Here is a 21,801-nt window from a genome sequence, read left to right as displayed (position 1 = left end):
CATGTACATCGCCATGAACCGTTTCCAGGTAAAGCCCGGCCAGGAGGAAGCCTTTGAAGACGTGTGGAAGAACCGCAAGTCGACCCTTTCGGAAATGAAGGGCTTCCAGCAGTTCCACCTACTGCGCAGTGCCTTCAACGAAGAGAAGGGTTTTACGCTGTTCGCGTCCCATACTGTTTGGGAAAGCCAGGACGATTTCGTAGCCTGGACGAAATCCGAAAACTTTCGCGACTCCCACAAGAATGCCGGCACCAGCAAGCTGACGACCTTCGGCCATCCGACGTTCGAAGGCTTTTCGGCCGTCGAAGGCGCTTGACAACGACGAAGACCCGTTGCGTTGCCGCTGCGGGTCTTCACATCGTAAGCGGAGCGCTCAGTCGCCGACTTCGTGGTTGGCCATGCGCTCCAGCGCCCGCACCAGTGCCGAGTGGTCCTCTTTCGCCCCGTCATTTGCGGCGCAGGAATTGAACAATTGCTGCGTGGTTGAGGTGTTTGGCAGCGAAATTCCGAGCGATTTCGCCCCTTCCAGCGCCAGATTGAGGTCTTTCTGGTGCAATTCGATGCGGAATCCGGGCGAAAAAGTCCGGTTTATCATGCGTTCGCCGTGCACTTCGAGAATGCGCGAGGCCGCCAGCCCGCCCATCAGCGCCTGCCGCACCTTGGCCGGGTCCGCACCCGCTTTTGACGCAAACACCAGCGCTTCGGCCACCGCCTCGATGGTCAACGCCACCACGATTTGGTTCGCCACCTTGGTGGTCTGGCCAACGCTGTTCGGGCCGACCAGCGTGACGTTCTTGCCCATCTTGTCGAAGATCGGCTTTGCCCGCTCGAACGCCTTGTCCTCCCCGCCGACCATGATGGTCAGAGACGCCGCCTTGGCGCCGACCTCGCCGCCGGACACCGGCGCATCGAGATAATCGCACCCCAGTTCGTTGATCTTCTTGGCGAATTCCTTCGTCTCGATGGGCGAAATCGAACTCATGTCGATGACCAGCTTGCCCTTGGAAAGCCCGCTGGCAACGCCGTTTTCGCCGAACAGCACGTCCGCCACCTGGGGCGTATCCGGCACCATCGTGATGATGACGTCGGCGGCTTTCGCGACCGCCTCGCTGCTGGCGACGGCCTTCAGGCCCTTGGCGACGAGGTCGGCCGGCGGCGGGCCGCGATGATCGCTGGTGACGACGCTGTAGCCGGCGTCGAGCAAATGCCCCGCCATCGGCGCGCCCATGATGCCGAGGCCGATAAAGCCGATGGTTTCCATTTTACCCTCCAATGCCCCTTGCCACTACGCCGCAGCGCTTGCCTTGCCGTTCAGTTCGCGAAACCAGCCCAGCCCCGCTTCGGTGCCGGCCTTCGGCTTGTATTCGGCCCCGACCCAGCCCTCGTAGCCGATGCGGTCGATATGCTCGTAGAGGAACGGATAATTGATCTCGCCCGTCCCCGGCTCGTGACGACCGGGATTGTCCGCAAGCTGGATATGCGCGATGCGGCTGAGGTTTTCCTCGATGGTACGGGCGAGATCCCCCTCCATGATCTGCATGTGATAGATGTCGTACTGGAAATAGAGATTGCCCGAGCCGACGCGGTCGATGATCGCCAGCGCCTGCTTTGAGGTATTGAGGAAGAAGCCCGGAATATCGCGCGTATTGATCGCCTCGATCAGCAGTTTCACGCCGGCCTTTTCCAGCCTGTCGGCGGCGAATTTCAAATTTTCCACGAACACATCCTCGACCTGGCCGTAGGCCACGCCCGCCGGCGCGATGCCCGCCAGGCAATTGACCTGCGGACAGCCGAGCGCTTCGGCATAGGCGATGGCGGTGTCGACGCTGGCCCGAAATTCCTCGACCCGGTCCACCAGCACGGCAATGCCGCGCTCGCCGCCGGCCCAGTTTCCGGATGGCAGGTTGAACAGCACTTGGCTGAGGCCGTTCTTCCTCAACCGCGCGGCCACCTCCTCCGGCGTATGGTCGTAGGGACCGAGATACTCCACCCCCTTGAAGCCGGCTCCTGCGGCGGCATCGAAGCGGTCGAGAAAGGCATGCTCCTGAAACAGCATGGACAAATTGGCTGAAAATCTAGGCATGTGTGTTTCCTCTTAGTCGAGCATGACGATGGCGGTCGGCGCATCCTCATTGTGTTCGGCAAGGTCCTCGAATTCGGTGATATTGTCGATCTCGGTGCCCATGGAAATGTTCGTGACCCGCTCCAGGATGAACTCGAGCACGACCGGAACCGAAAACTCCTTCATCAGGCGTTCCGCTTCCTTGAAGGCCCCGGCAAACTCTTCGGGCCGACGCACGCGCACCGCCTTGCAGCCCATCGCTTCGGCGACTGCGACATGGTCGACGCCGTAGCCGACTTCCGCGTGACCAACCGTGTTGACGTTCTCGAAGGCGAGGCTGACCTCGTAATCCATTGAAAAACCACGCTGCGACTGGCGGATCAGGCCGAGATAAGCATTGTTCACGACGACATGGATGTAGGGCAGCTTATGTTGCGCGCCGGCCGCCAGTTCCTCGATCATGAACTGGAAATCATAGTCGCCGGACAGCGCGACGATATGGGCGTCGGGCTTGGCCGCACGCACGCCGAGCGCTGCCGGCAGCGTCCAGCCTAGCGGACCGGCCTGCCCGCAATTGATCCAGTTGCGCGGCTTGTAGACATGCAGGAACTGCGCGCCGGCAATCTGGCTGAGCCCGATCGTGGTGACATAGGTGGTGTCGCGTGGGAACGCCTTGTTCATCTCCTCGTAGATGCGCTGCGGCTTGAGCGGCACCTGGTCGAAATGCGTCTTGCGCTTCATCGTCTTCTTGCGCGCCTGGCATTCTTTCGCCCAGCCCGACCAGTCACGCAGTTTCCCTGCCGTCTTCCACTCTGTGGCAACGTCGAGCAGCATTTTCAGCGCCGCGCCCGCATCGGAAACGACGCCGAGGTCCGGCGCAAAGACGCGGCCGATCTGCGTCGGCTCGATATCGACATGAACGAATTTTTTCCCCTTGGTATAGACGTTCACCGAACCGGTGTGGCGGTTGGCCCAGCGGTTGCCGATGCCGATCACGAAATCGGCTTCCAGCATCGTGGCGTTGCCGTAGCGGTGCGAGGTCTGCAGGCCGCACATGCCGGCCATCAAACGGTGGTCGTCGGGGATCGTACCCCAGCCCATCAGTGTCGGGATGACCGGTACGCCGGTGATCTCGGCAAATTCGATCAACAGATCGGAAGCGTCGGCATTGATGATGCCGCCACCGGCAACGATCAGCGGTTTTTGTGCCGCGTTCAACATCGCCAGCGCCTTCTCGGCCTGGCCACGGGTCATGGTCGGCTTGAAGGGGATCATCGGCTCATAGGCATCGATATCGAACTCGATCTCGGCAAGTTGCACATCGACCGGCAGATCGACCAGAACCGGACCGGGGCGCGAAGAGCGCATCAAATGGAACGCCTTCTGCAACACCATCGGAACCAGATAAGGCTCCATGACCGTGACCGCCCATTTGGTGACCGGCGCTGCGATCGCCGCGATATCGACCGCCTGAAAATCTTCCTTGTTGAGCCGCGCGCGGGGCGCCTGGCCGGTGATGCACAGGATCGGGATCGAATCCGCCGCCGCCGAATAAAGCCCGGTGATCATGTCCGTGCCGGCCGGACCGGACGTGCCGATGCACAGGCCGATATTGCCGGACGCGGCACGGGTATAACCTTCGGCCATGTGCGAGGCCGCCTCGACATGGCGGGCGAGAATGTGGCGAACCGTGCCCCTCGCCTTCAGCGCCGCATAGAATGGATTGATCGCGGCCCCCGGCACGCCGAAGCCGCAGGTGATGCCTTCTTTTTCGAGCACGAGAACCGCCGCATCGACAGCGCGCATCTTTGCCATTTCGAACCCTCCATCATCGTTTGATAAAGCGATCCTGCCAGCGTCCCGTTCATTTTTCAATTTTTTCAGAATAATTTTTCATTATTGAAAATGTGATTCCATATATTGATTACATTGGTGTTTTCATTTTTCACTGCAGCGGTCGTCACATCGAATGAAAAACTTTTTTATTGCATGAGCGGCCGAATTGAGTGCAGATCGAGACATGGAAGCACGTGAAAAACGCCAGCGCGGCCGCCCGCGCGCCTTCAACGGACCGGCGGAGGCCACTTCCGTCCAGTCGCTCGACCGAGCCTTGCGCATCCTCGCCATCGTCGCCGAAGGCTCGGGCCTGTCGCTGAGCGAGATCGCCGAAGCATCCGGCATCGCCGCCTCCACCGCCTACCGCATGCTGACCACGCTGGAAAACCACGGCATGGTCGAGTTCGACAAGACGGACCAGCTCTGGTCCATCGGCGTCGAGACCTACCGCATGGGCGCAGCCTTCCTGCGCCGTCGAAAGCTGGTCGACCGCGCCCGAATTGTCATGCAGGAATTGATGGAAAAGACCGGCGAGACCGCCAATCTGGGGCTGGCGGAAGACGATTGCGTGGTTTTCGTCAGTCAGGTGGAGACGCACCAGACCATCCGCGCTTTCTTCCGCCCCGGCACGCGCACGGCGTTCCATGCCTCGGGCATCGGCAAGGCGGTGCTGGCGCATCTCGACGGCGACCGGGTCGCCGTCATTGCCCGCAAGGCCGGGCTGGAAGCCTTCACCGACAGGACGCTGTCCACCCTGCCCGCCCTCGCACATGACCTCGAAGCAATCAGGCAACGCGGCTGGTCCGTGGACGACGAGGAGCGCAACCTCGGCATGCGCTGCGTCGCCGCCGCCATCTTCAACGAATTCGGGGAGCCGATTGGCGGCGTTTCGGTTTCAGGCCCGACTGTGAGGGTCACGCCGGAGCGTGTCATCCAGATCGGCCCGGTGGTGCGGGACGCAGCAGCGCAAATAACCGCCATGATCGGCGGAATGGAAGCGCCTTGAGGCCGGCTTCCAGGAGTGAAGCCGCCGGCAGCCATACCCGAAATCAGAAATGGACTTTACTGGCGCGGCAAATATGCTAACCGGTGCGCGATGCCCTTGTAGCTCAGCTGGTAGAGCAGCGGTTTTGTAAACCGAAGGTCGGCGGTTCGATTCCGTCCGGGGGCACCAATATTTCTCTTTTATTACAACTACTTGGTATCAATGAGATCAGGAACTTGTTTCCTCCGTCTTCATCATTTTCGGCTTCCACCGCTGGTTTAGAATTTCCGGCGACGCCTCCCTCTTGCCACTTTTCGTTGTAGTCTTCGCTCTGCGGGCAGGCTGACTATTGCGAGAGATGGTCATGCTGGTTTTGATGTTACGCGTTTTCTACGCTGTGCTGGCTTTGGCTGCTTGCCTTGGGCTCGCACTGGCTGCCGGAATGGTCCTTGCCCGGTTGGGCTACCTCGGGACCTGCCAGGACGGCACCTGCGAATTGGTTGCTGTCTTTTACGCTACTCCCATTCTCACCGTCGTTTTTGCAGTGCTCGCGATCTTCACGATCGTCGCGCTCAAAAAGCGTCGCGCACAAAAACAATAGTGGACAGGAGGCTTAGATGTTCCGTCTCTCGGCTTATTGCATAGTGCTGTCGATTTTTATGGTAACGGCCAACGGCACGGCGGCTCAATCCACGATGCAGTTTCCGGAGGCGACCGAAACCGTACCAGAGCTGATCCATCTTTATGAGGATGCCGATTCCATCTGTCGTCTTTCAAAGAGCCACGACGTTAAAGTCGAGGTCTCATGCATGTCCCGGTCGGCGTATGGCGCCGCCCTCAACGAAAGGGATTGGTGCTACGGCAAGGAAGGCGAGCCCAACGCTACCATGGAATGGCACGAATGCGGGGCTGCTTCCTTGAGGCTTCCACCATTCACTCTTCCCGACAGATAGACCCTTTGTGTTCGACCGTTAAGTCTGAAACTAGTGGCTTCTTGGGGAACAGAACGTCCATCTCCGGGTTGGGTCAGTCCAACCCAAGAGGAGTTTGACCATGGACCACACAAATCACGTACGGCTCACCACCAACGAACTGACACCTGAAATCCTGGAGGACGCCACCATCTATGGCCCGGACGACGAGAAGATCGGCTCTGTTGACCACATTCACGGCAGCCAGGTCGTCATCGACGTTGGCGGTTTCCTTGGTATCGGCGCCAAACCAGTAGCCGTATCTGCGTCCGAACTCGACTTCATGCGTGATGAGGATGGCGACGTTCATGCCCTAACGTCATGGACCAAGGACCAGCTCAAAGACATGCCAGAGCATCACGACGCTCGGTAATACCGAACGAGGCACATGGACCGTGGCGGGGATTTGCCGCCACGGGACGATGATCCGGCCGAACATTCTCCAAATGGAGAACCGTTTATCAAGAAGTGGAAATCAGGATGAACGTGGCGAACCCTCAGATTGAAGGGCTTTTGATGGCCGTGGCCGCGATCAACAACACCCTTGTTCACAAGGGGATCATCTCAGTTGACGACCTTAATCGTGCACTTCGTCAGGTCGAGGCGTCATTGACCGGTGACGAGCGATTGTCCGAAGATATGTCGCCAGCGAACAGGGACGCGGTTTGTTTTCCGATTCGACTCCTGCTGGCAGCAAACAACGCGCAGGGCGAAACAGACACCCTCTCATTTCCTGAATTGGCGAAGATGGTCGGGCAGACCAAAGAGCCATACAATGACCAAATGTAGCGGTTGTTGAGGCCTGCCGCGTAGAACGGCCATGAGGTTAGAGAACGGGCCCGGCTGGCCGCTGCATTGTTAGAGTTCGATTTGCAGCATCATCAGCAGGAATTTCGTGCCGGCCAGGAAACGGCGCAGATCGGCACCGAGTTTTATCCTGGCAATCCAGGAGCCGACGATAATCAGTGGTTTCATTTGCGAAATGGCGCGCGAAAGCTGCTTTTTGGCGTCAGCCGGTGCATTGACCGACCACGCAGCGAAGGCGCGTTCGGCGGTATCGCCGCGCATCGCCATGTCGCAAATGAAAGCGAAGATGAACAACGCGTCGCGCGCCTGGGCGCGATCCAGTTTCATGACCCGAAGCGGCGTCTGCTCAAAATCCAGATAACCGACCGCATCGTCCCGCACGAACATATCGCGGGGATGAGGTCGCCCATGGACGAGGCCCGCGGCATGGACGCGACCCATGCTCTCGGCTATCGCAATAAGCAACGCGTCGTGCCCGGCTTCCTCACCGGCCTGCCGCAAGGCACTCAGGCGCTCCTGTATCGAATCGCCGCAGTCGCTCAGAATCAGTTTGCTTTTTCCCTGATAGAGAACGTCAGGAACCGGAAAGCCCGCTTTCGCGAACGCGGCCATCCTCGCCGCCTCCCCCTTCGCTGCGTCTTCGCCGCGCTCCAGCGTCGCGGGCCGAAAGACGGTTCCAGGCAGGCCGATCGAAAGCAGGCTCTGCAGATAGTGCCCCAGGTGCAGCGTCTTCACGTCGATAGACTTGATCCACACCAATTCCGTCCCGACAGCGGCTCGCTGGATGCGGTCCGTCGATTGCGCGGCGAGTGCTGCCCAGTGGCTTTCGTCCGGGTGTTCTTGTAAAACCGCCATGATTTGCGTGCGCTCTTGATTAGTTAGCCGCATACATAGCGCGGCGAGAGCGCACAAGGAAGCCTATGCATTGACCTGACTTAGCATGTCTTCCGAAAGTAAGAACCGGTTTTGGAGTAAGACATGCGGTGGCTTCCACGCCGCGGCATATCCGCATTCAAACCTATGGCATACGCTGCGTCAGGCAAACCGTGCCGGCCCCGTCGCCGCAGCGAAAGTCGGTTGGCCTCGTACTCGTCTCGTCCGATTGGCGCACCAATTGGGCAAAGACGACAGCGAAGGTTCCGAGCATCAGGAAAACGATAAGCATACGCAACAGGGGCAATGATCAATCTCGTCTGGTCAGCCCCACGCGACCCATCGACCTTAGCATAAGTTCCCCTGCTTTATGAGAGATGAAGGCATTTTTAACGATTTGACGCGGCGCGGCCGTATCGACCTCGAAATCGCGCTAGCCGGCCATCCCTTTGCAGCGCGCTTGCGCCATGCTACCCCGGTTCGAAGCGGTCCAGATCGCCGCCATCATGGAGCCATAAGCAAAATCGCCAGCCGTTTCGCCTTTGTTTCATCCGATACCGCCGACGCCAAGGCCGCGCTTGCCAGCCTGTCCAAACGCTATGGACAGGCATCGCTCGAAGAGGCCGATATCGTCGTGGCATTGGGCGGCGACGGCTTCCTGCTGCAGACGCTGCGCGACACCATGGGCACCGGCAAGCGGGTCTATGGCATGAACAGGGGAACCATCGGCTTCCTGATGAACGAGTTCCGCTCGGGCGGCCTACCGGAGCGCATCGAGGCAGCGCTGCCGGAAACGATCCGCCCGCTGGAAATGCAGGCGGCGACCGCATGCGGCGAGACGATCTCGGCGCTTGCGATCAACGAAGTCGCCTTGTGGCGGCAATCCTACCAGACCGCCAAGATACGCATCACCGTGGACGATCAGGTGCGGCTGGAGGAACTGAGTTGCGACGGCGTGATGATCGCCACGCCGGCCGGCTCCACCGCCTATAACCTTTCCGCCCATGGCCCGATCCTGCCGCTGGACGCGCCGCTGCTGGCGCTGACGCCGGTCAGCCCCTTTCGCCCGCGCAACTGGCGCGGCGCGCTGCTCTCGGACAAGGCGGTCGTGCGCTTCGACATTCTGGAAGCGGAAAAGCGACCGGTCAACGCCGCAGCCGACCACACCGAGGTAAAGGGCGCCACATCGGTGACCGTGCGCGAATCGGTGACAATGACGGCTACGCTTCTGTTTGATCCAAGCCATTCGTGGAACGAGCGCATCCTGTCGGAACAGTTTCGCTACTGAGCGCCAGACGGTGCGGCCAGACGGCATGGCTCGAACGCCCAATCGCCGCGATTAAGGTTACGCAAGCACAATTGCGGCATTCCGGCCCGTTTGTGTTGACAAATCGTGGACTTGCGCCTATCGCGTTGGATGTTACAGCAAGCGCGAGGCGCTAGCCGCGACCAAGGTCGCGCTCCCCGAACCAGCCAAAGACCGTCACCATTGTCCTCAGACAGCCACCCCGCTGAAGAAGCGTTGAGTTTTGCAGACCTTGGCCTCTCGCCCAAGGTCCTTTCCGCAGTCACCGATGCCGGCTATACGCAGCCGACGCCGATCCAGGCCGGAGCCATTCCGCATGCCTTGCTGGGCAAGGATGTGCTGGGCATTGCCCAGACGGGAACCGGCAAGACGGCGGCGTTCGTGCTGCCCATGATTACCCGCCTCGAAAAAGGCCGCGCCCGCGCCCGTATGCCGCGCACGCTCATCCTTGAGCCGACGCGCGAACTGGCCGCCCAGGTCGAAGAGAACTTCATTCGCTATGGCAAGAACCACAAGCTGAACATCGCGCTTTTGATTGGCGGCGTTTCCTTCGATGACCAGGAAAGAAAGCTGGAGCGCGGCGCGGATGTGCTGATCGCGACGCCGGGACGCCTGCTCGACCACCGCGAGCGCGGCAAGCTTCTGTTGAACGGCGTTGAAATCCTCGTCATCGACGAGGCCGACCGCATGCTCGACATGGGCTTCATTCCCGACATCGAACGTATCTGCGAGATGATTCCGTTCACCCGGCAGACCTTGTTCTTTTCGGCGACGATGCCCCCCGAAATCACCAAGCTGACGGAGAAATTCCTGCACGCGCCCGTGCGCGTCGAGGTTTCCAAAGCCGCCAGCACCGCGATCAACATCACGCAACGCCTGGTGAAATCCGGTTCGAAATCATGGGACAAGCGGCAGGTGCTGCGCGATCTCATCAACGCCGAAAGCGAAAGCCTCAAGAACGCGATCATCTTCTGCAATCGCAAGGTCGAGGTCGCCGAACTGTTCCGCTCGCTGACCAAGCACGAATTCGATGCGGGTGCCCTGCATGGCGACATGGACCAGCGCGCGCGCATGCAGATGCTGGCCGCCTTCCGCGACGGCAAGCTGAAGCTTCTGGTTGCCTCCGACGTCGCGGCGCGCGGGCTCGATATTCCCGACGTCAGCCATGTCTTCAACTACGATGTGCCGATCCATGCGGAAGATTATGTCCACCGGATCGGCCGCACCGGCCGTGCCGGTCGCTCCGGCAAATCCTTCACCATCGCGACCAAATCCGACACGAAATACATCGATGCGATCGAAAAGCTGATCAACCAGAAGATCGAATGGCACGATGGCGACCTTTCGACAGTGGTGGCCAGCGATGCCGAGGACGACGCGCCCCGCCGGGGCCGTGGTGCACCACGCCGCGCCGGCCGCAAGGACGACGACAGCAACAAGCGTGATCGCAAGCCGCGCGGCGAGCGTCATGCAAAGCATGGCGATAGCACGGTAGAAGCGGCCAAGCCCGAGCGTCAGCCGGTTGTCGCGGAAGCGCCCGGCGCTGAAACCAGCGAACGATCCGAGCGCAAGGAAGCGATCCGCAGCGAAAACACGGAGCGCAAGGCGAGGCCCGAGCGAACCGCCGAACGCGGCGACACGCGCCCGCCGCGGCGCGACAACGACCGCTCCCCCCGCCATCATCAGGAAGATAATGACGGTACGGTAGGTTTCGGCGAAGATGTGCCGGCCTTCATGCGCATCGTCGCCAAGGTCTGATCTCGAGTAGCGGACGCCTGGGTAAATCCGGGCCTCCGCTCTATCTCTTTGTTTCAGCACCGGATTTTACGAAAGCTGGTATTCACTTTTCGGTCCGATGCTCTCGGCTATCCTTCAACGACTCTGCCGCCTTCGAGTCCACACCATGGTTTCCCGACACGCCCCGCTCCTTGCGGTCGCTCACGCGGCCGGGAATGACGAGTTGCGAGGAGCGTTCCCCAACCGCCGGCGTTGGAGATTGGCGTAGACGCAAAGAAAATCCGTCATTCCCGACCGTAGGGAGCGGAGCGTGTCGGGAATCCATGGCTCGGGATAGGAACAGCCAAGCGGGTCAGGAAAACCTAAAGCCCGTCGCGATCTTTCAGATTCGCTTGCCGTGCCTTAGGTCGTTGTTTTGTCGCATGACTTTGCCCCGAAACCGGTGCCCACTTTCGGGAGACATGCTTTAGCCGAACATGAAAACGGCCCCTCGCGGAGCCGTTTTCGTGTTTGATAACAGGGCAGAGACGCGCAATCGAGTGGCGCGCGCCCTCCCCCTCACCTTCAAGTCAGCGGCGAAAGCTGGATCTCGACGCGGCGATTCTGCGCGCGGCCGTCAGTCGTCGCATTGGAAGCTACCGGACGGGTTTCGCCGAAACCGGTAACCGCAAAACGCCGCTGGTCGACGCCCTGCCCGGCCAGATAGTTGGCGACGGAAAGCGCGCGGCGCTGCGACAGATCGAAATTGTGCTGGTCGCTTCCGGTCGAATCGGTGTGGCCGAACACGTCCACCGTAGTCTGCTTGAATTTCTTCAGCACCAGGGCCACCGAGTTCAAGGTCGGGTAGAAGCCCGCCTTCACCGAATCCTGGTCCGAGGCGAAGGTGATGTCGGACGGCATGTTGAGGATGATCTGGTCGCCGTTACGCGTGACGCCGACACCAGTGCCCTCAAGCTGCCGGCGCAATTCGGCTTCGTTCTGGTCCATGGTCGCGCCGATGGCGCCGCCGGCCAAGGCTCCAATGCCCGCGCCGATCAGCGCATTGCGACGGTCGTTGCCGCCTGCAAGCGTGCCGAGTGCCGCACCTGCCAGCGCACCGATGCCGGCGCCACCGACCGTGTTGGAAATTTTCTGGTCGCCCGTATAGGGATCGGTGGTGCAGGCGCTTGCAAGGAAAGCGGTCGCCATAATGGCGATCACGGTCTTCTTCATGGATTAAGTCCCTCTCAAATTGCGGCCGCGTGAAAAAGCGAACCGGTCACCCTTCCCGGCGACTTGTAGCATGAAATGCGGCCAAATATGGAACGCAACGGGCCGAATCCGGCCCACCGTCAGTCCAGATCGGCCACGGCTTCGCCCGCGCCGCCCTCGATTCGCTGCGACAGCGACGCCTCCATGAACTCGTCGAGGTCGCCGTCCAGCACGCCGGATGGGCTGGAGCTTTCGACGCCCGTGCGCAGGTCTTTCACCAGCTGATAGGGCTGCAGCACATAGGAGCGTATCTGGTGGCCCCAGCCAATGTCGCTCTTCGACGCCTCCGTTGCGTTCGCGCTTGCCTCGCGCTTTTTGAGTTCCTCTTCGTAAAGGCGCGAGCGCAGCATTTCCCAGGCCTTGGCCTTGTTCTTGTGCTGTGAACGCTCTGCCTGGCAGGCAACCGCGATGCCGGTGGCGATATGGGTGATGCGGACAGCCGAATCAGTGGTGTTGATGTGCTGGCCGCCCGAGCCGGACGCGCGATAGGTATCGATGCGAACATCGGACTCGGAGACGGCAATGTCGATCTTGTCGTCGACCACCGGGTAAACCCAGATACTGGAAAAGGACGTATGCCGGCGCGCGTTCGAATCGTAGGGCGATATGCGCACCAGCCGGTGAACCCCGGACTCGGTCTTCAGCCAGCCATAGGCATTGTGCCCCCGGATCAGCACGGTCGCGGACTTGATGCCGGCTTCTTCGCCGTCATGCACTTCCAGCACCTCGACCTTGAAGCGGCGGCGCTCGGCCCAGCGCGTGTACATGCGTAAGAGCATCGAGGCCCAGTCCTGGCTTTCAGTGCCGCCCGCCCCGGCATGGACTTCCAGATAGGCGTCGTTGCCATCGGCTTCGCCGGACAGCAAGGTCTCGACCTGGCGCGCCTTGGCCTCGCCCTGCATGGCGCGAAGCGAGGCTTCCGCCTCGGCAACGATGCTTTCGTCGCCCTCTTCCTCGCCCATTTCGATCAGGCTGATATTGTCATCCAGCGCCTGCGTGAAATGCGTTACCGCCGTGATGCCGTCTTCAAGCTCCTGACGCTCGCGCATGAGCTTTTGCGCTTCCTGCGGATCGTTCCAGAGGCTGGCGTCCTCGGCCAGGACATTCAGATACTCAAGCCGCTTTATGGCCTGATCCCAGTCAAAGATGCCTCCTCAGCAGGGTTATGGCCTGCCTGATTTCGTCGACAATATTCAGCGTTTCCGCGCGCATGGCTGGCTGATCTACCTTGATTGCGTGAGATTGAACTTCAGTCGGCGCGATACATACGGACGCGGTCATCGCCTGTAAAGCCAAATGGACCCGCCGGCAGGCGAGCCCACCCATTCATCGCGCCAAAGTCAATAAAGACCGCCGCCGCCCGACTGGATCGCCTGGTTGGCGCTCGGCGAAAGCTCGCCGCCGACACCGTTGGAACCGTCGTCGCCCATGCCGATCACCCAATAGCTGTCGGCCGGGCCGGTGCCGGGCTTGAACGCCTCCATGATGGTGCCCGCCTCGCCCTCGCCAGCCCGCATGCCGGTCTTGCGGTTGATGGCGATCAACTTCATGCCTTCTGGCACCTTGAAGTCGATGTTCGGCTTGCCTTCAAGCGCCACGCGCATGAAATCCTTGAACACCGGAGCCGCAAGGCCGCCGCCGGTCGCGCCATGGCCAAGCCCCTTCGGTTGGTCGTAGCCGAAATACAGGCCGACCACGAGATTGGGGGTGTAGCCGATGAACCAGGCGTCCTTCTCGTCATTGGTCGTTCCCGTCTTACCCGCGATGTGGCGACCAAGCTCGTTGATGGTGGCGCCGGTGCCGCGCTGCACGACGCCTTCCATCATCGACGTGATCTGGTAGGCCGTCATCGGATCGAGCACCTGCTCGGAATTGTCGATCAGTTCCGGCTCCGGCTGGTTGTCCCAGGCGGCGGCGTTGCAGCCTTCGCAGCCGCGACCGTCTTGCTTGAACACCGTCTTGCCGTAACGGTCCTGAATGCGGTCGATCAGCGACGGCTTGATCGACTTGCCGCCATTGGCCATGATCGAATAGGCCGAAACCATGCGCATCACCGTCGTCTCGCCCGAACCGAGCGCCATCGGCAGGTAGGGCGCGAGATGGTCATAGACGCGGAAGCGCTCCGCATATTCCACGACAAGCTTCATGCCCATGTCGTTGGCTAGGCGAACCGTCATAAGATTGCGCGAACGCTCGATGCCCGAGCGCAAGGTTGCCGGCCCGGCAACCCGGCCGTCATAGTTCTTCGGCGTCCACACCGTATTGCCGCTCTTGATGGTGATCGGCCCGTCCATGATGACGGAGGCCGGCGTATAGCCATTGTCGAGGGCTGCCGAATAGACGATCGGCTTGAACGACGAACCGGGCTGGCGCATCGCCTGCGTGGCGCGGTTGAATTCCGAACGCGAATAGGAAAAGCCGCCGACCATGGCCAGCACGCGGCCGGTATGCGGGTCCATGGCGACCAGGCCGCCTTCCACTTTCGGCACCTGGCGCAGAAGATAAGCGCCTTCGGCGCCCTCTTTCTTCTGCACGAAAACAACGTCACCCGCCTTCAGCACCTCTGCCGGCGATTTTGCCTTGAGCGATTTGCCGTCGACGATATGGCGCATGGCAAAGCTCATATCTTCTTTGGAAACAGTGCCTTCCGCGCGCTCCTTGACCAGCTCTCCCGATGCCTGCCTGTCAGGCTGCAAGCCGATGGTCAGGCCGGTTGCCGAACTGTCGAGCACAACGGCCAGCGACCATTCGGGCACGTCTTCCAGGCCCTTTACTTCACCCAGCGGCACACCCCAGTCGCCCGACATATCGATCGTGGTCACCGGGCCGCGATAGCCGCGCAGCATGTCGTATTTGATCAGGCCGTTCTGCATCGACCTGCGCGCAATGAGCTGAAGCTTGGGGTCGAGCGTGGTGCGCACCGACAGCCCGCCCTCGTACAGCGCCGCCTCGCCATAACGCGCAATGATCTCGCGGCGTACTTCTTCGGTAAAATACTCGCCGGCAAACAGATAAGTCCCACCGTGGCGCGGCGTGACGCCAAGCGGCTCGGCCTTGGCCTTGTCACCCTCCTCATGGGTGGCGTAACCGTTCTCGACCATCTGATCGATGACCCAGTTGCGGCGCTCGACAGCACGGTCGGCATGCCTGAAGGGGTGATAGTTCGAAGGCCCTTTGGGCAGCGCCGCCAGATAGGCGGTTTCAGCCAGGGTCAGTTCATTCACCGACTTGTCGAAATAGGTGAGTGCGGCCCCGGCGATGCCATAGGCCCCAAGCCCGAAGTAAATCTCGTTCAGGTAGAGTTCGAGGATGCGGTCCTTGGAATAGGCCTGCTCGATGCGGAACGACAGGATCGCTTCCTTGATCTTGCGGTCGATGGAGCGTTCGTTGGTCAGCAGGAAGTTCTTCGCGACCTGTTGCGTGATGGTCGAACCACCCTGCATCGGGCCACCGGTGGCGTAGCGCAACGCGGCGCGGCCAATGCCCATGATATCGACGCCCGGATGGGTATAGAAATTCTTGTCTTCCGCCGACATGAAGGCAGCCTTCACCCGGTCTGGAATAGCCTGGATCGGCAGATAGAGCCGGCGCTCATGCGCATATTCGGCCATCAGCGCGCCATCGGAAGCGTGGATGCGCGTCGTTACCGGCGGCTCGTACTTGGCCAGCACCTCATAGTCCGGCAGGTCTTTCGTCAGGTGGCCGACATAGATGGCCGCGCCCGCCGCAACGAGCAGCGCCAGCGTCGTGCCTATGCCGAAAAAATAGCCGATAAGACGAATCATGCCCGCTCCAGTCCATGGTCCGGCATTTTCCTAAACAAACCAGCCTCGCGCGCAAGGTTCTGGAACGGAGCCGATCCGCAATCGCGAACCCATGTCGCCAGGATGTGGACAAAATGCGGCGATCGATAAAATCGGTTTCCGGTGCCGGAAATAAACACGGCCTGTGTTGTGTGCGGGCAACGTCTCTCAGGACGGAGAGGCATCTCAGCCTCCCGCCGCGGTTTTGGCGGACGCGAAAATCTTGATGGCGTTGGCAATGCTTGCGGTCGCCTTGTCGCGCCAATCCGGATCGAGCAGTTGCGCCTCATCCTCGGCGTTCGACAAATAGCCCAGTTCGACGAGGACCGATGGAACGTCCGGGGCCTTGAGCACCCTGAACCCGGCGTAGCGGTGCGGATTGTTGATCAGGCCGACGCTGCTCGACAACTGCCCGACCAGCGTGTTGGCAAAACGCATCGAAAAAGAATGTGTCTCGCGCCGGATCAGGTCGATCAGGATGTCGGTCACTTCGGGGCTGTCGTTCTTGATCTCGATGCCGGCGAGCTGGTCGGAAAGGTTTTCGCGGTCGGCAAGCGCCTGCGCTTCCGCGTCGGACGCCTTGTCGGAGACGGTATAGACCGTCGCGCCCCGGATACCCTTCAAATTGATGGTATCCGCATGAACCGAAATGAACAAATCGGCTTCATGCTGGCGGGCGATGCGCACCCGGTCGTCGAGGCGCAGGAACTCATCCTTGTCGCGGGTCATGAACAAATCGTACTTGCCGGTGGCCGCAAGTTTGTCCCGCAATTCCGTTGCGAAGGCCAGGGTGACGTTTTTCTCGATCGTACCGCCGGCACTTTCGGCTCCGCCGTCTATGCCGCCATGGCCCGGATCGATGACGATGGTGAAGCGATGCGAAGGGGCAGGCGCGACAGGAGCGCCGACCCGGCTGCTCTTGTCGGTCGAAACGGTCGAGCCGGTGGTTTGCGCCTGCACCGCAAGCGCTTCGTCGAATTCCCGTTCGGATGCCGCCGACAGATCCGCGACCAGGCGGTAGCCGGTTGCATCGTCGTTCTTGAGCACCTCGAGCTTGTCGATTGCGAACGGCCCTTTACCGGTCAGCACTAGCCGCGAGGCCGTGCCATCGAGCGCACCGTAGCGCACATGCTTGACCAATCCCCTCGCCTTCAAATCCTTGGGATTGATCGAAAAATGCGTGGCAGGCAGGTCGACCACCATGCGGTTGGGGCCACGCAGCAAAAACCACCTTATGTCCGGCTCGCGGTCGAAATTCATGACGATGCGCATATGGGTGGCGTCGCCCGCCATCTTGAAGGACAACGCCCGCAGCGGCGCATCCGCGGCGCTGGCTGGCGGCGAAAGAGCAAGAAGAACGACGCTCATCAACAGGAAAAGCACGACGCTGCCGAAATGGCAGGCAGCGCAGGCCCTCTTGCTCGTGAACGCTTTAAGCTCCATCTCGGTATCAGCCGCTTTCGACAGGACGTTTTTTCTTGAAGGCGGTTCGCCATCGCGGGTCAGCCCGAAGCTGATTAACGATTGGTATCCAGAGAAGGTTAACCAACCCTTTTTCCGCGACAACGCAGCCGATGCGCCTTTTTGCCGGCATTGGAAATAGGGTTGCCTTCCACCCCGCCTGACCATAAAAGCGATGGTGGATCACTGCAATCCTGGAACCGCCCTTCCACGCAACTTCCTGTCGAAGGCGAAACCAAGGGCGGCCCTCGCATAAAGCGATAAAGGCTGGGTGATTGCGACGGATTTCGCAGGCGTGTGCCCGTGGCGGGGGAATCGTCTGCGTGAGGAAAACGGCATGGGTTTGTCCCGCGCCGGCTCTGTATGAGCAAACAAGCTGGTCCGGGTTTTCCGGGCTTTGGTTCAAAAACGTTATGCTGGCGACGATGGCTTTAGACGCAACTCTGGAAAGGTCCGCATTGAACCGCGCCATTTTGGCTGCGGGCGGCACCGCCATTGCGCTCAGGCTGCGGCCAGCGGACACACAATTATCCGGCATGCACACAAATCCAGTTCCACGGCGGCGGGCCTTGCCCGGCTGGCGGCTGCTGGCGGCTGCCGGAAGGACACAAAACAATGCCCAACAAGATGCTAATAGACGCCTCCCACCCGGAGGAAACACGCGTCGTCGTGGTTCGCGGCAACCGTATTGAAGAATTCGACTTTGAATCGCAGGACAAGAAGCAGCTTAAAGGAAACATCTACCTCGCTCGCGTAACGCGCGTAGAACCTTCCCTTCAGGCAGCCTTCGTCGAATATGGCGGAAACCGGCACGGTTTCCTCGCCTTCAGCGAAATTCACCCCGATTACTACCAGATCCCCGTAGCCGACCGTCAGGCGCTGTTGCGCGCCGAAGCGCAGGAAGCCGAAGACGAGGAGAACGAAGAAACAGAGAGCGAAGGCCGCAATGACCGCGGCCGTCGTGGACGCCGCCGTGGCGGCAAGGGCCGCGAGCGCGCCGGACATCACCCTGAAGCCGGTGCAGCCAGCGAAAACGACGATGAAAACGGCGCCGGCGAAGACGGCGACGAGACCGAGGATCGTGGCGTCGTACAGGCGCTCGACACCGAGGAAGCCGCTCCCCCTGAAAATGGCGAAGAGCCCGCTGCCGCTGCTGAAACCGAAGAGCCTGCCGCCGCCGCTACTGAGACCGAATCGCCCGACGAAGGCGGCTCCTCGATTGCGGCCAGCGTCGACGCCGACGTGATTTCCGAAGCAGCGCCGGCTGGCGAGCCCACGGAGGCGACCTCCGACGACAACGATCGCGGCATGCTGGAGGAAGTCCACCACGCCAGCCACGACGACCACGAGATCGAATCGGTAGGCGCGGAAGACGCGCTGGAAGAGGTGCGCAACCGCCGCAAGCCGGCGCGCCGCCAATACCAGATCCAGGAAGTCATCAAGCGCCGCCAAATCCTGTTGGTGCAGGTGGTCAAGGAAGAACGCGGCAACAAGGGTGCCGCCATCACCACGTACCTGTCGCTTGCCGGCCGCTATTCGGTGCTGATGCCGAACACCGCGCGCGGCGGCGGCATTTCGCGCAAGATCACCAACGCGCAGGACCGCAAGCGGCTCAAGGAAGTCGTCGCCGATCTGGAGGTGCCGCAGGGGATGGGCGTTATCCTGCGTACCGCAGGCGAGAGCCGCACCAAGGCCGAGATCAAGCGCGACTACGAATATTTGATGCGCCTGTGGGAGAATGTGCGCAACCTGACACTCCAGTCGACGGCCCCTTCCCTTGTTTATGAGGAAGGCTCGCTGATCAAGCGGTCGGTGCGCGACCTCTACAACAAGGAAATCGACGAGGTGCTCGTCTCTGGCGAGGACGGCTATCGCGAGGCCAAGGACTTCATGCGCATGCTGATGCCCAGCCATGCGAAGGTGGTGCAGCCCTATCGCGACACGACGCCGATCTTCGTGCGCAGCGGCATTGAGGCGCAACTCGACCGCATGCTGCAGCCGCAGGTGACGCTGAAAAGCGGCGGCTACCTCATCATCAACCAGACCGAGGCGCTGGTCGCGATCGACGTCAACTCCGGGCGTTCCACCAAGGAGCATTCGATCGAGGAAACGGCGCTCCACACCAATCTGGAAGCGGCCGAGGAAGTGGCGCGCCAGTTGCGGCTGCGCGATCTTGCCGGCCTCATCGTCATCGACTTCATCGACATGGAGGAGAACCGCAACAACCGCGCTGTCGAAAAGCGGTTGAAGGATCATCTCAAGAACGACCGTGCCCGCATCCAGGTCGGCCGCATCTCGCATTTCGGCCTGATGGAGATGTCGCGCCAGCGCATCCGCGCCTCGGTGCTGGAATCGACCATGAAGCCCTGCCCGCATTGTGGCGGCACCGGCCATGTGCGCTCGGACTCGTCGGTGGCACTGGCCGTGGTGCGTGCGATCGAGGAATTCCTGCTCAAGGATTCCAAGTGCCACATCACCGTGCGCACCCCGGCGGCAACGGCACTTTACGTGCTCAATCACAAGCGCGGCACGCTGGTCGAACTGGAAAGCCGTTTCGGCCTGACGATCACCATCGAAGCGGACGACACGGTCGGCGCTCAGCTTTACGCGATCGCACGCGGCCCGGTTGCAGAAAAGCCGGTCGGCTTCGTCGAAGCGCGCGCCCTTCCCGTCTATGACGAGCCGGAAGAGCCGGAAATCGTCGAGGAAGAGGACGAAGAAACTTCCGAAGCCGCAGCCGAGGAAACGCCCCGCCAGACCCAGCAGCAGCATGCCCGGCCAAGCGAAGACGGCGAAGGCCGTGACCGCAAGCGTCGGCGTCGGCGTCGGCGTCGTGGCGGCAAGGATCGCGAACACGGCGATACCGAGCATGGCGACAATGGCAACGGCGAAAGCGGCGGCAACGGCGAAAACGGCCACGAATCGACTGCGGGCGACGCCACCTCCGAGAATGGCGAACCCGCCGTTGCAGGAACGGACGGCGACGGCGTTGTTGCCCATGCGACGGAAGCCTCAACCAACGACGTGACCGAGGCGTCCGACGACGCACAGGGCAAGAAGCGTCGGCGCGGCAAGCGCGGCGGAAAGCGCAATCGCCCGGACGAAGGCGAACAGGCCGCCGAAGCCAACGCCGAAGGCGATGCAGCCCCGGTCGCAACCGAAGGCGATGCCATCTCCGAAGCTCCAGCGGCTGAAGAGCCTGTGGCTGCTCCGGCCGAAGTACAGCCGGAAGAAAAGCCGAAGAAGCCGCGCCGCGTAGCCAAGCCGAAGAAGGCGGCGGCTGTGGAAGAGGTTTCCGAGGCCGTTGCCGAAGCGCCGGTAGAAGCACCTGCCGAGCCGGTGGCTGAGGAAGTGGCGGCGGCGCCGGCCGAGAAGAAGCCGGCCAAGCCCCGCGCGCCCCGCCGCAAGCCGGCCGCGGCTGCAGCGGAAGCTGTTACCGAACCTGCTGCGGCACCCGTCGTTTCCTCGACGGCCGCCGAAGCACCGGTAGCCAAGCCTATAGAAAAGGCCAAGCCGGCTGAAAAGGCAAAGCCAGTTGAGGCTGAAGAAGAAACCGAGGGAAAGCCGAAGCGCGCCGGTTGGTGGCAGCGCAAGGGTTTCTTCTAGGATTTCAAATAGTTAAACCGAACACCTGACAAAAATCCCGCGCGGTCGAAAGACCGCGCGGGGTTTTTTGCTACTGAACGGGTCGGAAAGGCATTGCCCAGCGCCGGCGCAAGGCAGCCAAAAACAAATGGAAATCGCAGCCTACGACGGCAATCTACTTTACCTACGGAGCGAAGATCGACCAGTTCATCCGCTTCGCCAGCTTTTCAAAGGCAATCGAGCCCAGCCGAGAATTGCCGTTGGCATTGAGGCCCGGCGACCAGACGGCGAGCGAGGCGACCCCGGGCACGATGCCCAATATACCGCCGCCGACGCCGCTCTTGGCGGGAATGCCGACGCGGAAAGCAAAATCGCCCGAGCCGTCATAATGGCCGCAGGTCAGCATCATCGCGCTGATGCGCCGAGCGCGCTCGCCCGACACCACCGTATGCCCCGACAGCTTGCCGTCATTGGCAAGAAACCGCCCGGCAAACGCCAGTTGCCGGCAACTCATGGCGATGGCGCAGTGGTGGAAATAGACGCCCAGAGCCAGTTCCGGCGCATGGTTGAGATTGCCGAACGATTTCATGTAGTTGGCGAGCGCAAAGTTGCGAAAGCCGGTCGCGCGCTCGGACGCCGCCACTTCGCGGTCGATGACGATGGTTTCGTCGTCGGCGAGGAAGCGGATAAAGCGCAAGATCTCGCCGATCGCCTCGCGCGGCTCATGGCCGGCAAGCAGGATATCGGAAACGACGATGGCACCGGCATTGATGAGCGGGTTTCTCGGAATGCCGTTCTCGTGCTCCAACTGCACGATCGAGTTGAACGGATTGCCCGACGGTTCGCGTCCTACCCGCTTCCACAAGGCGTCGCCGATATGGCCGAGCGCCAGCGTCAGCGTGAACACCTTGGAGATGCTCTGGATCGAAAATGCTTCGTCAGCGTCGCCCGCGCTCAGCACGCGGCCGTCATTGGTGGCGACCGCGATGCCGAATTTTTGGGGATCGACCTTGCCCAGTTGTGGAATATAGCTGGCGACCTCGCCCCGGTCGGTGCGCTCGGCCATTTCGGCTGCGATGTCGACAAGCGCCTGCCCGAGTTCGAATTCCGATTCGGGCATGGCG

The 21,801-nt window shown here is 61.1% G+C and carries 19 protein-coding genes and 1 tRNA gene; 10 read left to right on the top strand and 10 right to left on the bottom strand.

Translation table 11 applies throughout. From position 1 onward, the window contains the following. Position 1: 1 nt before the first annotated feature. Positions 2-316: an antibiotic biosynthesis monooxygenase family protein gene (locus ACX3P0_RS01595; RefSeq protein WP_459086088.1), complete on the top strand. Its 315-nt coding sequence runs from the start codon at positions 2-4 to the stop codon at positions 314-316. Positions 317-373: 57 nt separating this feature from the next. On the opposite strand, the gene ACX3P0_RS01590 is transcribed toward ACX3P0_RS01595, so the two are convergent. Genes ACX3P0_RS01590 through gcl form a run of 3 tightly spaced genes read right to left on the bottom strand, consistent with a single transcriptional unit; the run spans position 374 to position 3,877 of the window. Continuing rightward, the gene (locus ACX3P0_RS01590) at positions 374-1,261 is read right to left on the bottom strand and encodes a 2-hydroxy-3-oxopropionate reductase (protein WP_459086086.1); all 888 of its coding nucleotides are present in this window, start codon (positions 1,259-1,261) and stop codon (positions 374-376) included. 24 nt (positions 1,262-1,285) lie between these two features. Then, positions 1,286-2,083, bottom strand: coding sequence for a hydroxypyruvate isomerase (gene hyi, locus ACX3P0_RS01585; protein ID WP_459086085.1), 798 nt, complete (start codon positions 2,081-2,083; stop codon positions 1,286-1,288). Positions 2,084-2,095: 12 nt separating this feature from the next. Next, complete coding sequence (gcl, locus tag ACX3P0_RS01580) at positions 2,096-3,877, bottom strand: glyoxylate carboligase (protein WP_459086083.1); 1,782 nt, start codon at positions 3,875-3,877, stop codon at positions 2,096-2,098. A 205-nt stretch (positions 3,878-4,082) separates the two neighbouring features. Between gcl and bhcR the strand changes: the two genes are divergently transcribed. The 6 genes from bhcR (at position 4,083) to ACX3P0_RS01550 (ending at position 6,643) form a co-directional block, all read left to right on the top strand. Then, positions 4,083-4,904, top strand: coding sequence for an HTH-type transcriptional regulator BhcR (gene bhcR / locus ACX3P0_RS01575; protein ID WP_459086082.1), 822 nt, complete (start codon positions 4,083-4,085; stop codon positions 4,902-4,904). 92 nt (positions 4,905-4,996) lie between these two features. Further along, positions 4,997-5,072: transfer RNA gene (locus ACX3P0_RS01570), tRNA-Thr, on the top strand. A gap of 175 nt (positions 5,073-5,247) precedes the next feature. Continuing rightward, positions 5,248-5,484 carry a hypothetical protein gene (locus tag ACX3P0_RS01565; RefSeq protein WP_459086081.1) on the top strand — a complete coding sequence of 79 codons (237 nt, stop codon included), beginning with the start codon at positions 5,248-5,250 and terminating at the stop codon, positions 5,482-5,484. A gap of 16 nt (positions 5,485-5,500) precedes the next feature. Further along, positions 5,501-5,836 (top strand): hypothetical protein, encoded by a 336-nt coding sequence (locus ACX3P0_RS01560; protein ID WP_459086079.1) that lies wholly within the window; start codon positions 5,501-5,503, stop codon positions 5,834-5,836. A gap of 100 nt (positions 5,837-5,936) precedes the next feature. Next, positions 5,937-6,227 carry a PRC-barrel domain containing protein gene (locus ACX3P0_RS01555; RefSeq protein WP_459083063.1) on the top strand — a complete coding sequence of 97 codons (291 nt, stop codon included), beginning with the start codon at positions 5,937-5,939 and terminating at the stop codon, positions 6,225-6,227. Between the two features lie 107 nt (positions 6,228-6,334). After that, positions 6,335-6,643 carry a hypothetical protein gene (locus ACX3P0_RS01550; protein ID WP_459086078.1) on the top strand — a complete coding sequence of 103 codons (309 nt, stop codon included), beginning with the start codon at positions 6,335-6,337 and terminating at the stop codon, positions 6,641-6,643. A gap of 69 nt (positions 6,644-6,712) precedes the next feature. Here the strand turns inward: ACX3P0_RS01550 and ACX3P0_RS01545 are convergent, their stop codons facing one another. Next, on the bottom strand, positions 6,713-7,516 hold the full coding sequence (locus ACX3P0_RS01545) for a lipopolysaccharide kinase InaA family protein (protein WP_459086077.1): 804 nt from the start codon (positions 7,514-7,516) through the stop codon (positions 6,713-6,715). 532 nt (positions 7,517-8,048) lie between these two features. Between ACX3P0_RS01545 and ACX3P0_RS01540 the strand changes: the two genes are divergently transcribed. Both ACX3P0_RS01540 and ACX3P0_RS01535 read left to right on the top strand, forming a co-directional pair. Then, positions 8,049-8,822 carry an NAD kinase gene (locus ACX3P0_RS01540; protein ID WP_459081110.1) on the top strand — a complete coding sequence of 258 codons (774 nt, stop codon included), beginning with the start codon at positions 8,049-8,051 and terminating at the stop codon, positions 8,820-8,822. A gap of 201 nt (positions 8,823-9,023) precedes the next feature. Next, positions 9,024-10,598 (top strand): DEAD/DEAH box helicase, encoded by a 1,575-nt coding sequence (locus tag ACX3P0_RS01535; protein ID WP_459086075.1) that lies wholly within the window; start codon positions 9,024-9,026, stop codon positions 10,596-10,598. 543 nt (positions 10,599-11,141) lie between these two features. Here ACX3P0_RS01535 and ACX3P0_RS01530 read toward each other — a convergent pair. The 5 genes from ACX3P0_RS01530 to ACX3P0_RS01510 form a co-directional block, all read right to left on the bottom strand. Beyond that, positions 11,142-11,789: an OmpA family protein gene (locus ACX3P0_RS01530; protein WP_459086073.1), complete on the bottom strand. Its 648-nt coding sequence runs from the start codon at positions 11,787-11,789 to the stop codon at positions 11,142-11,144. Positions 11,790-11,908: 119 nt separating this feature from the next. After that, positions 11,909-13,040 (bottom strand): peptide chain release factor 2 gene (prfB, locus tag ACX3P0_RS01525; RefSeq protein WP_459081104.1). Its coding sequence is split into 2 segments (ribosomal slippage): positions 11,909-12,973 and positions 12,975-13,040, totalling 1,131 coding nucleotides; the frame shifts between segments, so codons are not numbered across the junction. A gap of 128 nt (positions 13,041-13,168) precedes the next feature. Continuing rightward, positions 13,169-15,613 (bottom strand): penicillin-binding protein 1A, encoded by a 2,445-nt coding sequence (locus tag ACX3P0_RS01520; RefSeq protein WP_459086071.1) that lies wholly within the window; start codon positions 15,611-15,613, stop codon positions 13,169-13,171. A 204-nt stretch (positions 15,614-15,817) separates the two neighbouring features. Next, on the bottom strand, positions 15,818-16,999 hold the full coding sequence (locus ACX3P0_RS01515; protein WP_459086846.1) for an N-acetylmuramoyl-L-alanine amidase: 1,182 nt from the start codon (positions 16,997-16,999) through the stop codon (positions 15,818-15,820). Positions 17,000-17,081: 82 nt separating this feature from the next. After that, a complete protein-coding gene (locus ACX3P0_RS01510; RefSeq protein ID WP_459086070.1) occupies positions 17,082-17,630 on the bottom strand; it encodes a hypothetical protein in 549 nt (182 codons plus the stop codon). A 77-nt stretch (positions 17,631-17,707) separates the two neighbouring features. Between ACX3P0_RS01510 and ACX3P0_RS01505 the strand changes: the two genes are divergently transcribed. Then, a complete protein-coding gene (locus ACX3P0_RS01505) occupies positions 17,708-20,698 on the top strand; it encodes an Rne/Rng family ribonuclease (protein ID WP_459086068.1) in 2,991 nt (996 codons plus the stop codon). A gap of 163 nt (positions 20,699-20,861) precedes the next feature. Here the strand turns inward: ACX3P0_RS01505 and ACX3P0_RS01500 are convergent, their stop codons facing one another. Beyond that, positions 20,862-21,797 (bottom strand): glutaminase, encoded by a 936-nt coding sequence (locus tag ACX3P0_RS01500; protein WP_459086066.1) that lies wholly within the window; start codon positions 21,795-21,797, stop codon positions 20,862-20,864. Between the last annotated feature and the right edge of the window lie 4 nt (positions 21,798-21,801).

Source organism: Mesorhizobium sp. A556, from assembly GCF_054489545.1.
The sequence above is the reverse complement of the archived record's forward strand: the minus strand, read 5'-3'. Positions and strand labels throughout refer to the sequence as shown.

Excerpts from the sequence above, each read along its gene's own strand:
- ACX3P0_RS01505 (WP_459086068.1), top strand. The coding sequence starts at position 17,708 with ATGCCCAACAAGATGCTAATAGACGCCTCCCACCCGGAGGAAACACGC.
- bhcR (WP_459086082.1), top strand. The coding sequence starts at position 4,083 with ATGGAAGCACGTGAAAAACGCCAGCGCGGCCGCCCGCGCGCCTTCAAC.
- ACX3P0_RS01560 (WP_459086079.1), top strand. The coding sequence starts at position 5,501 with ATGTTCCGTCTCTCGGCTTATTGCATAGTGCTGTCGATTTTTATGGTA.
- ACX3P0_RS01545 (WP_459086077.1), bottom strand. The coding sequence starts at position 7,516 with ATGGCGGTTTTACAAGAACACCCGGACGAAAGCCACTGGGCAGCACTC.
- ACX3P0_RS01550 (WP_459086078.1), top strand. The coding sequence starts at position 6,335 with ATGAACGTGGCGAACCCTCAGATTGAAGGGCTTTTGATGGCCGTGGCC.
- ACX3P0_RS01530 (WP_459086073.1), bottom strand. The coding sequence starts at position 11,789 with ATGAAGAAGACCGTGATCGCCATTATGGCGACCGCTTTCCTTGCAAGC.
- ACX3P0_RS01595 (WP_459086088.1), top strand. The coding sequence starts at position 2 with ATGTACATCGCCATGAACCGTTTCCAGGTAAAGCCCGGCCAGGAGGAA.
- ACX3P0_RS01500 (WP_459086066.1), bottom strand. The coding sequence starts at position 21,797 with ATGCCCGAATCGGAATTCGAACTCGGGCAGGCGCTTGTCGACATCGCA.
- ACX3P0_RS01515 (WP_459086846.1), bottom strand. The coding sequence starts at position 16,999 with ATGAGCGTCGTTCTTCTTGCTCTTTCGCCGCCAGCCAGCGCCGCGGAT.
- ACX3P0_RS01565 (WP_459086081.1), top strand. The coding sequence starts at position 5,248 with ATGCTGGTTTTGATGTTACGCGTTTTCTACGCTGTGCTGGCTTTGGCT.
- ACX3P0_RS01510 (WP_459086070.1), bottom strand. The coding sequence starts at position 17,630 with ATGCCGGATAATTGTGTGTCCGCTGGCCGCAGCCTGAGCGCAATGGCG.
- ACX3P0_RS01590 (WP_459086086.1), bottom strand. The coding sequence starts at position 1,261 with ATGGAAACCATCGGCTTTATCGGCCTCGGCATCATGGGCGCGCCGATG.
- ACX3P0_RS01555 (WP_459083063.1), top strand. The coding sequence starts at position 5,937 with ATGGACCACACAAATCACGTACGGCTCACCACCAACGAACTGACACCT.
- hyi (WP_459086085.1), bottom strand. The coding sequence starts at position 2,083 with ATGCCTAGATTTTCAGCCAATTTGTCCATGCTGTTTCAGGAGCATGCC.
- ACX3P0_RS01520 (WP_459086071.1), bottom strand. The coding sequence starts at position 15,613 with ATGATTCGTCTTATCGGCTATTTTTTCGGCATAGGCACGACGCTGGCG.
- gcl (WP_459086083.1), bottom strand. The coding sequence starts at position 3,877 with ATGGCAAAGATGCGCGCTGTCGATGCGGCGGTTCTCGTGCTCGAAAAA.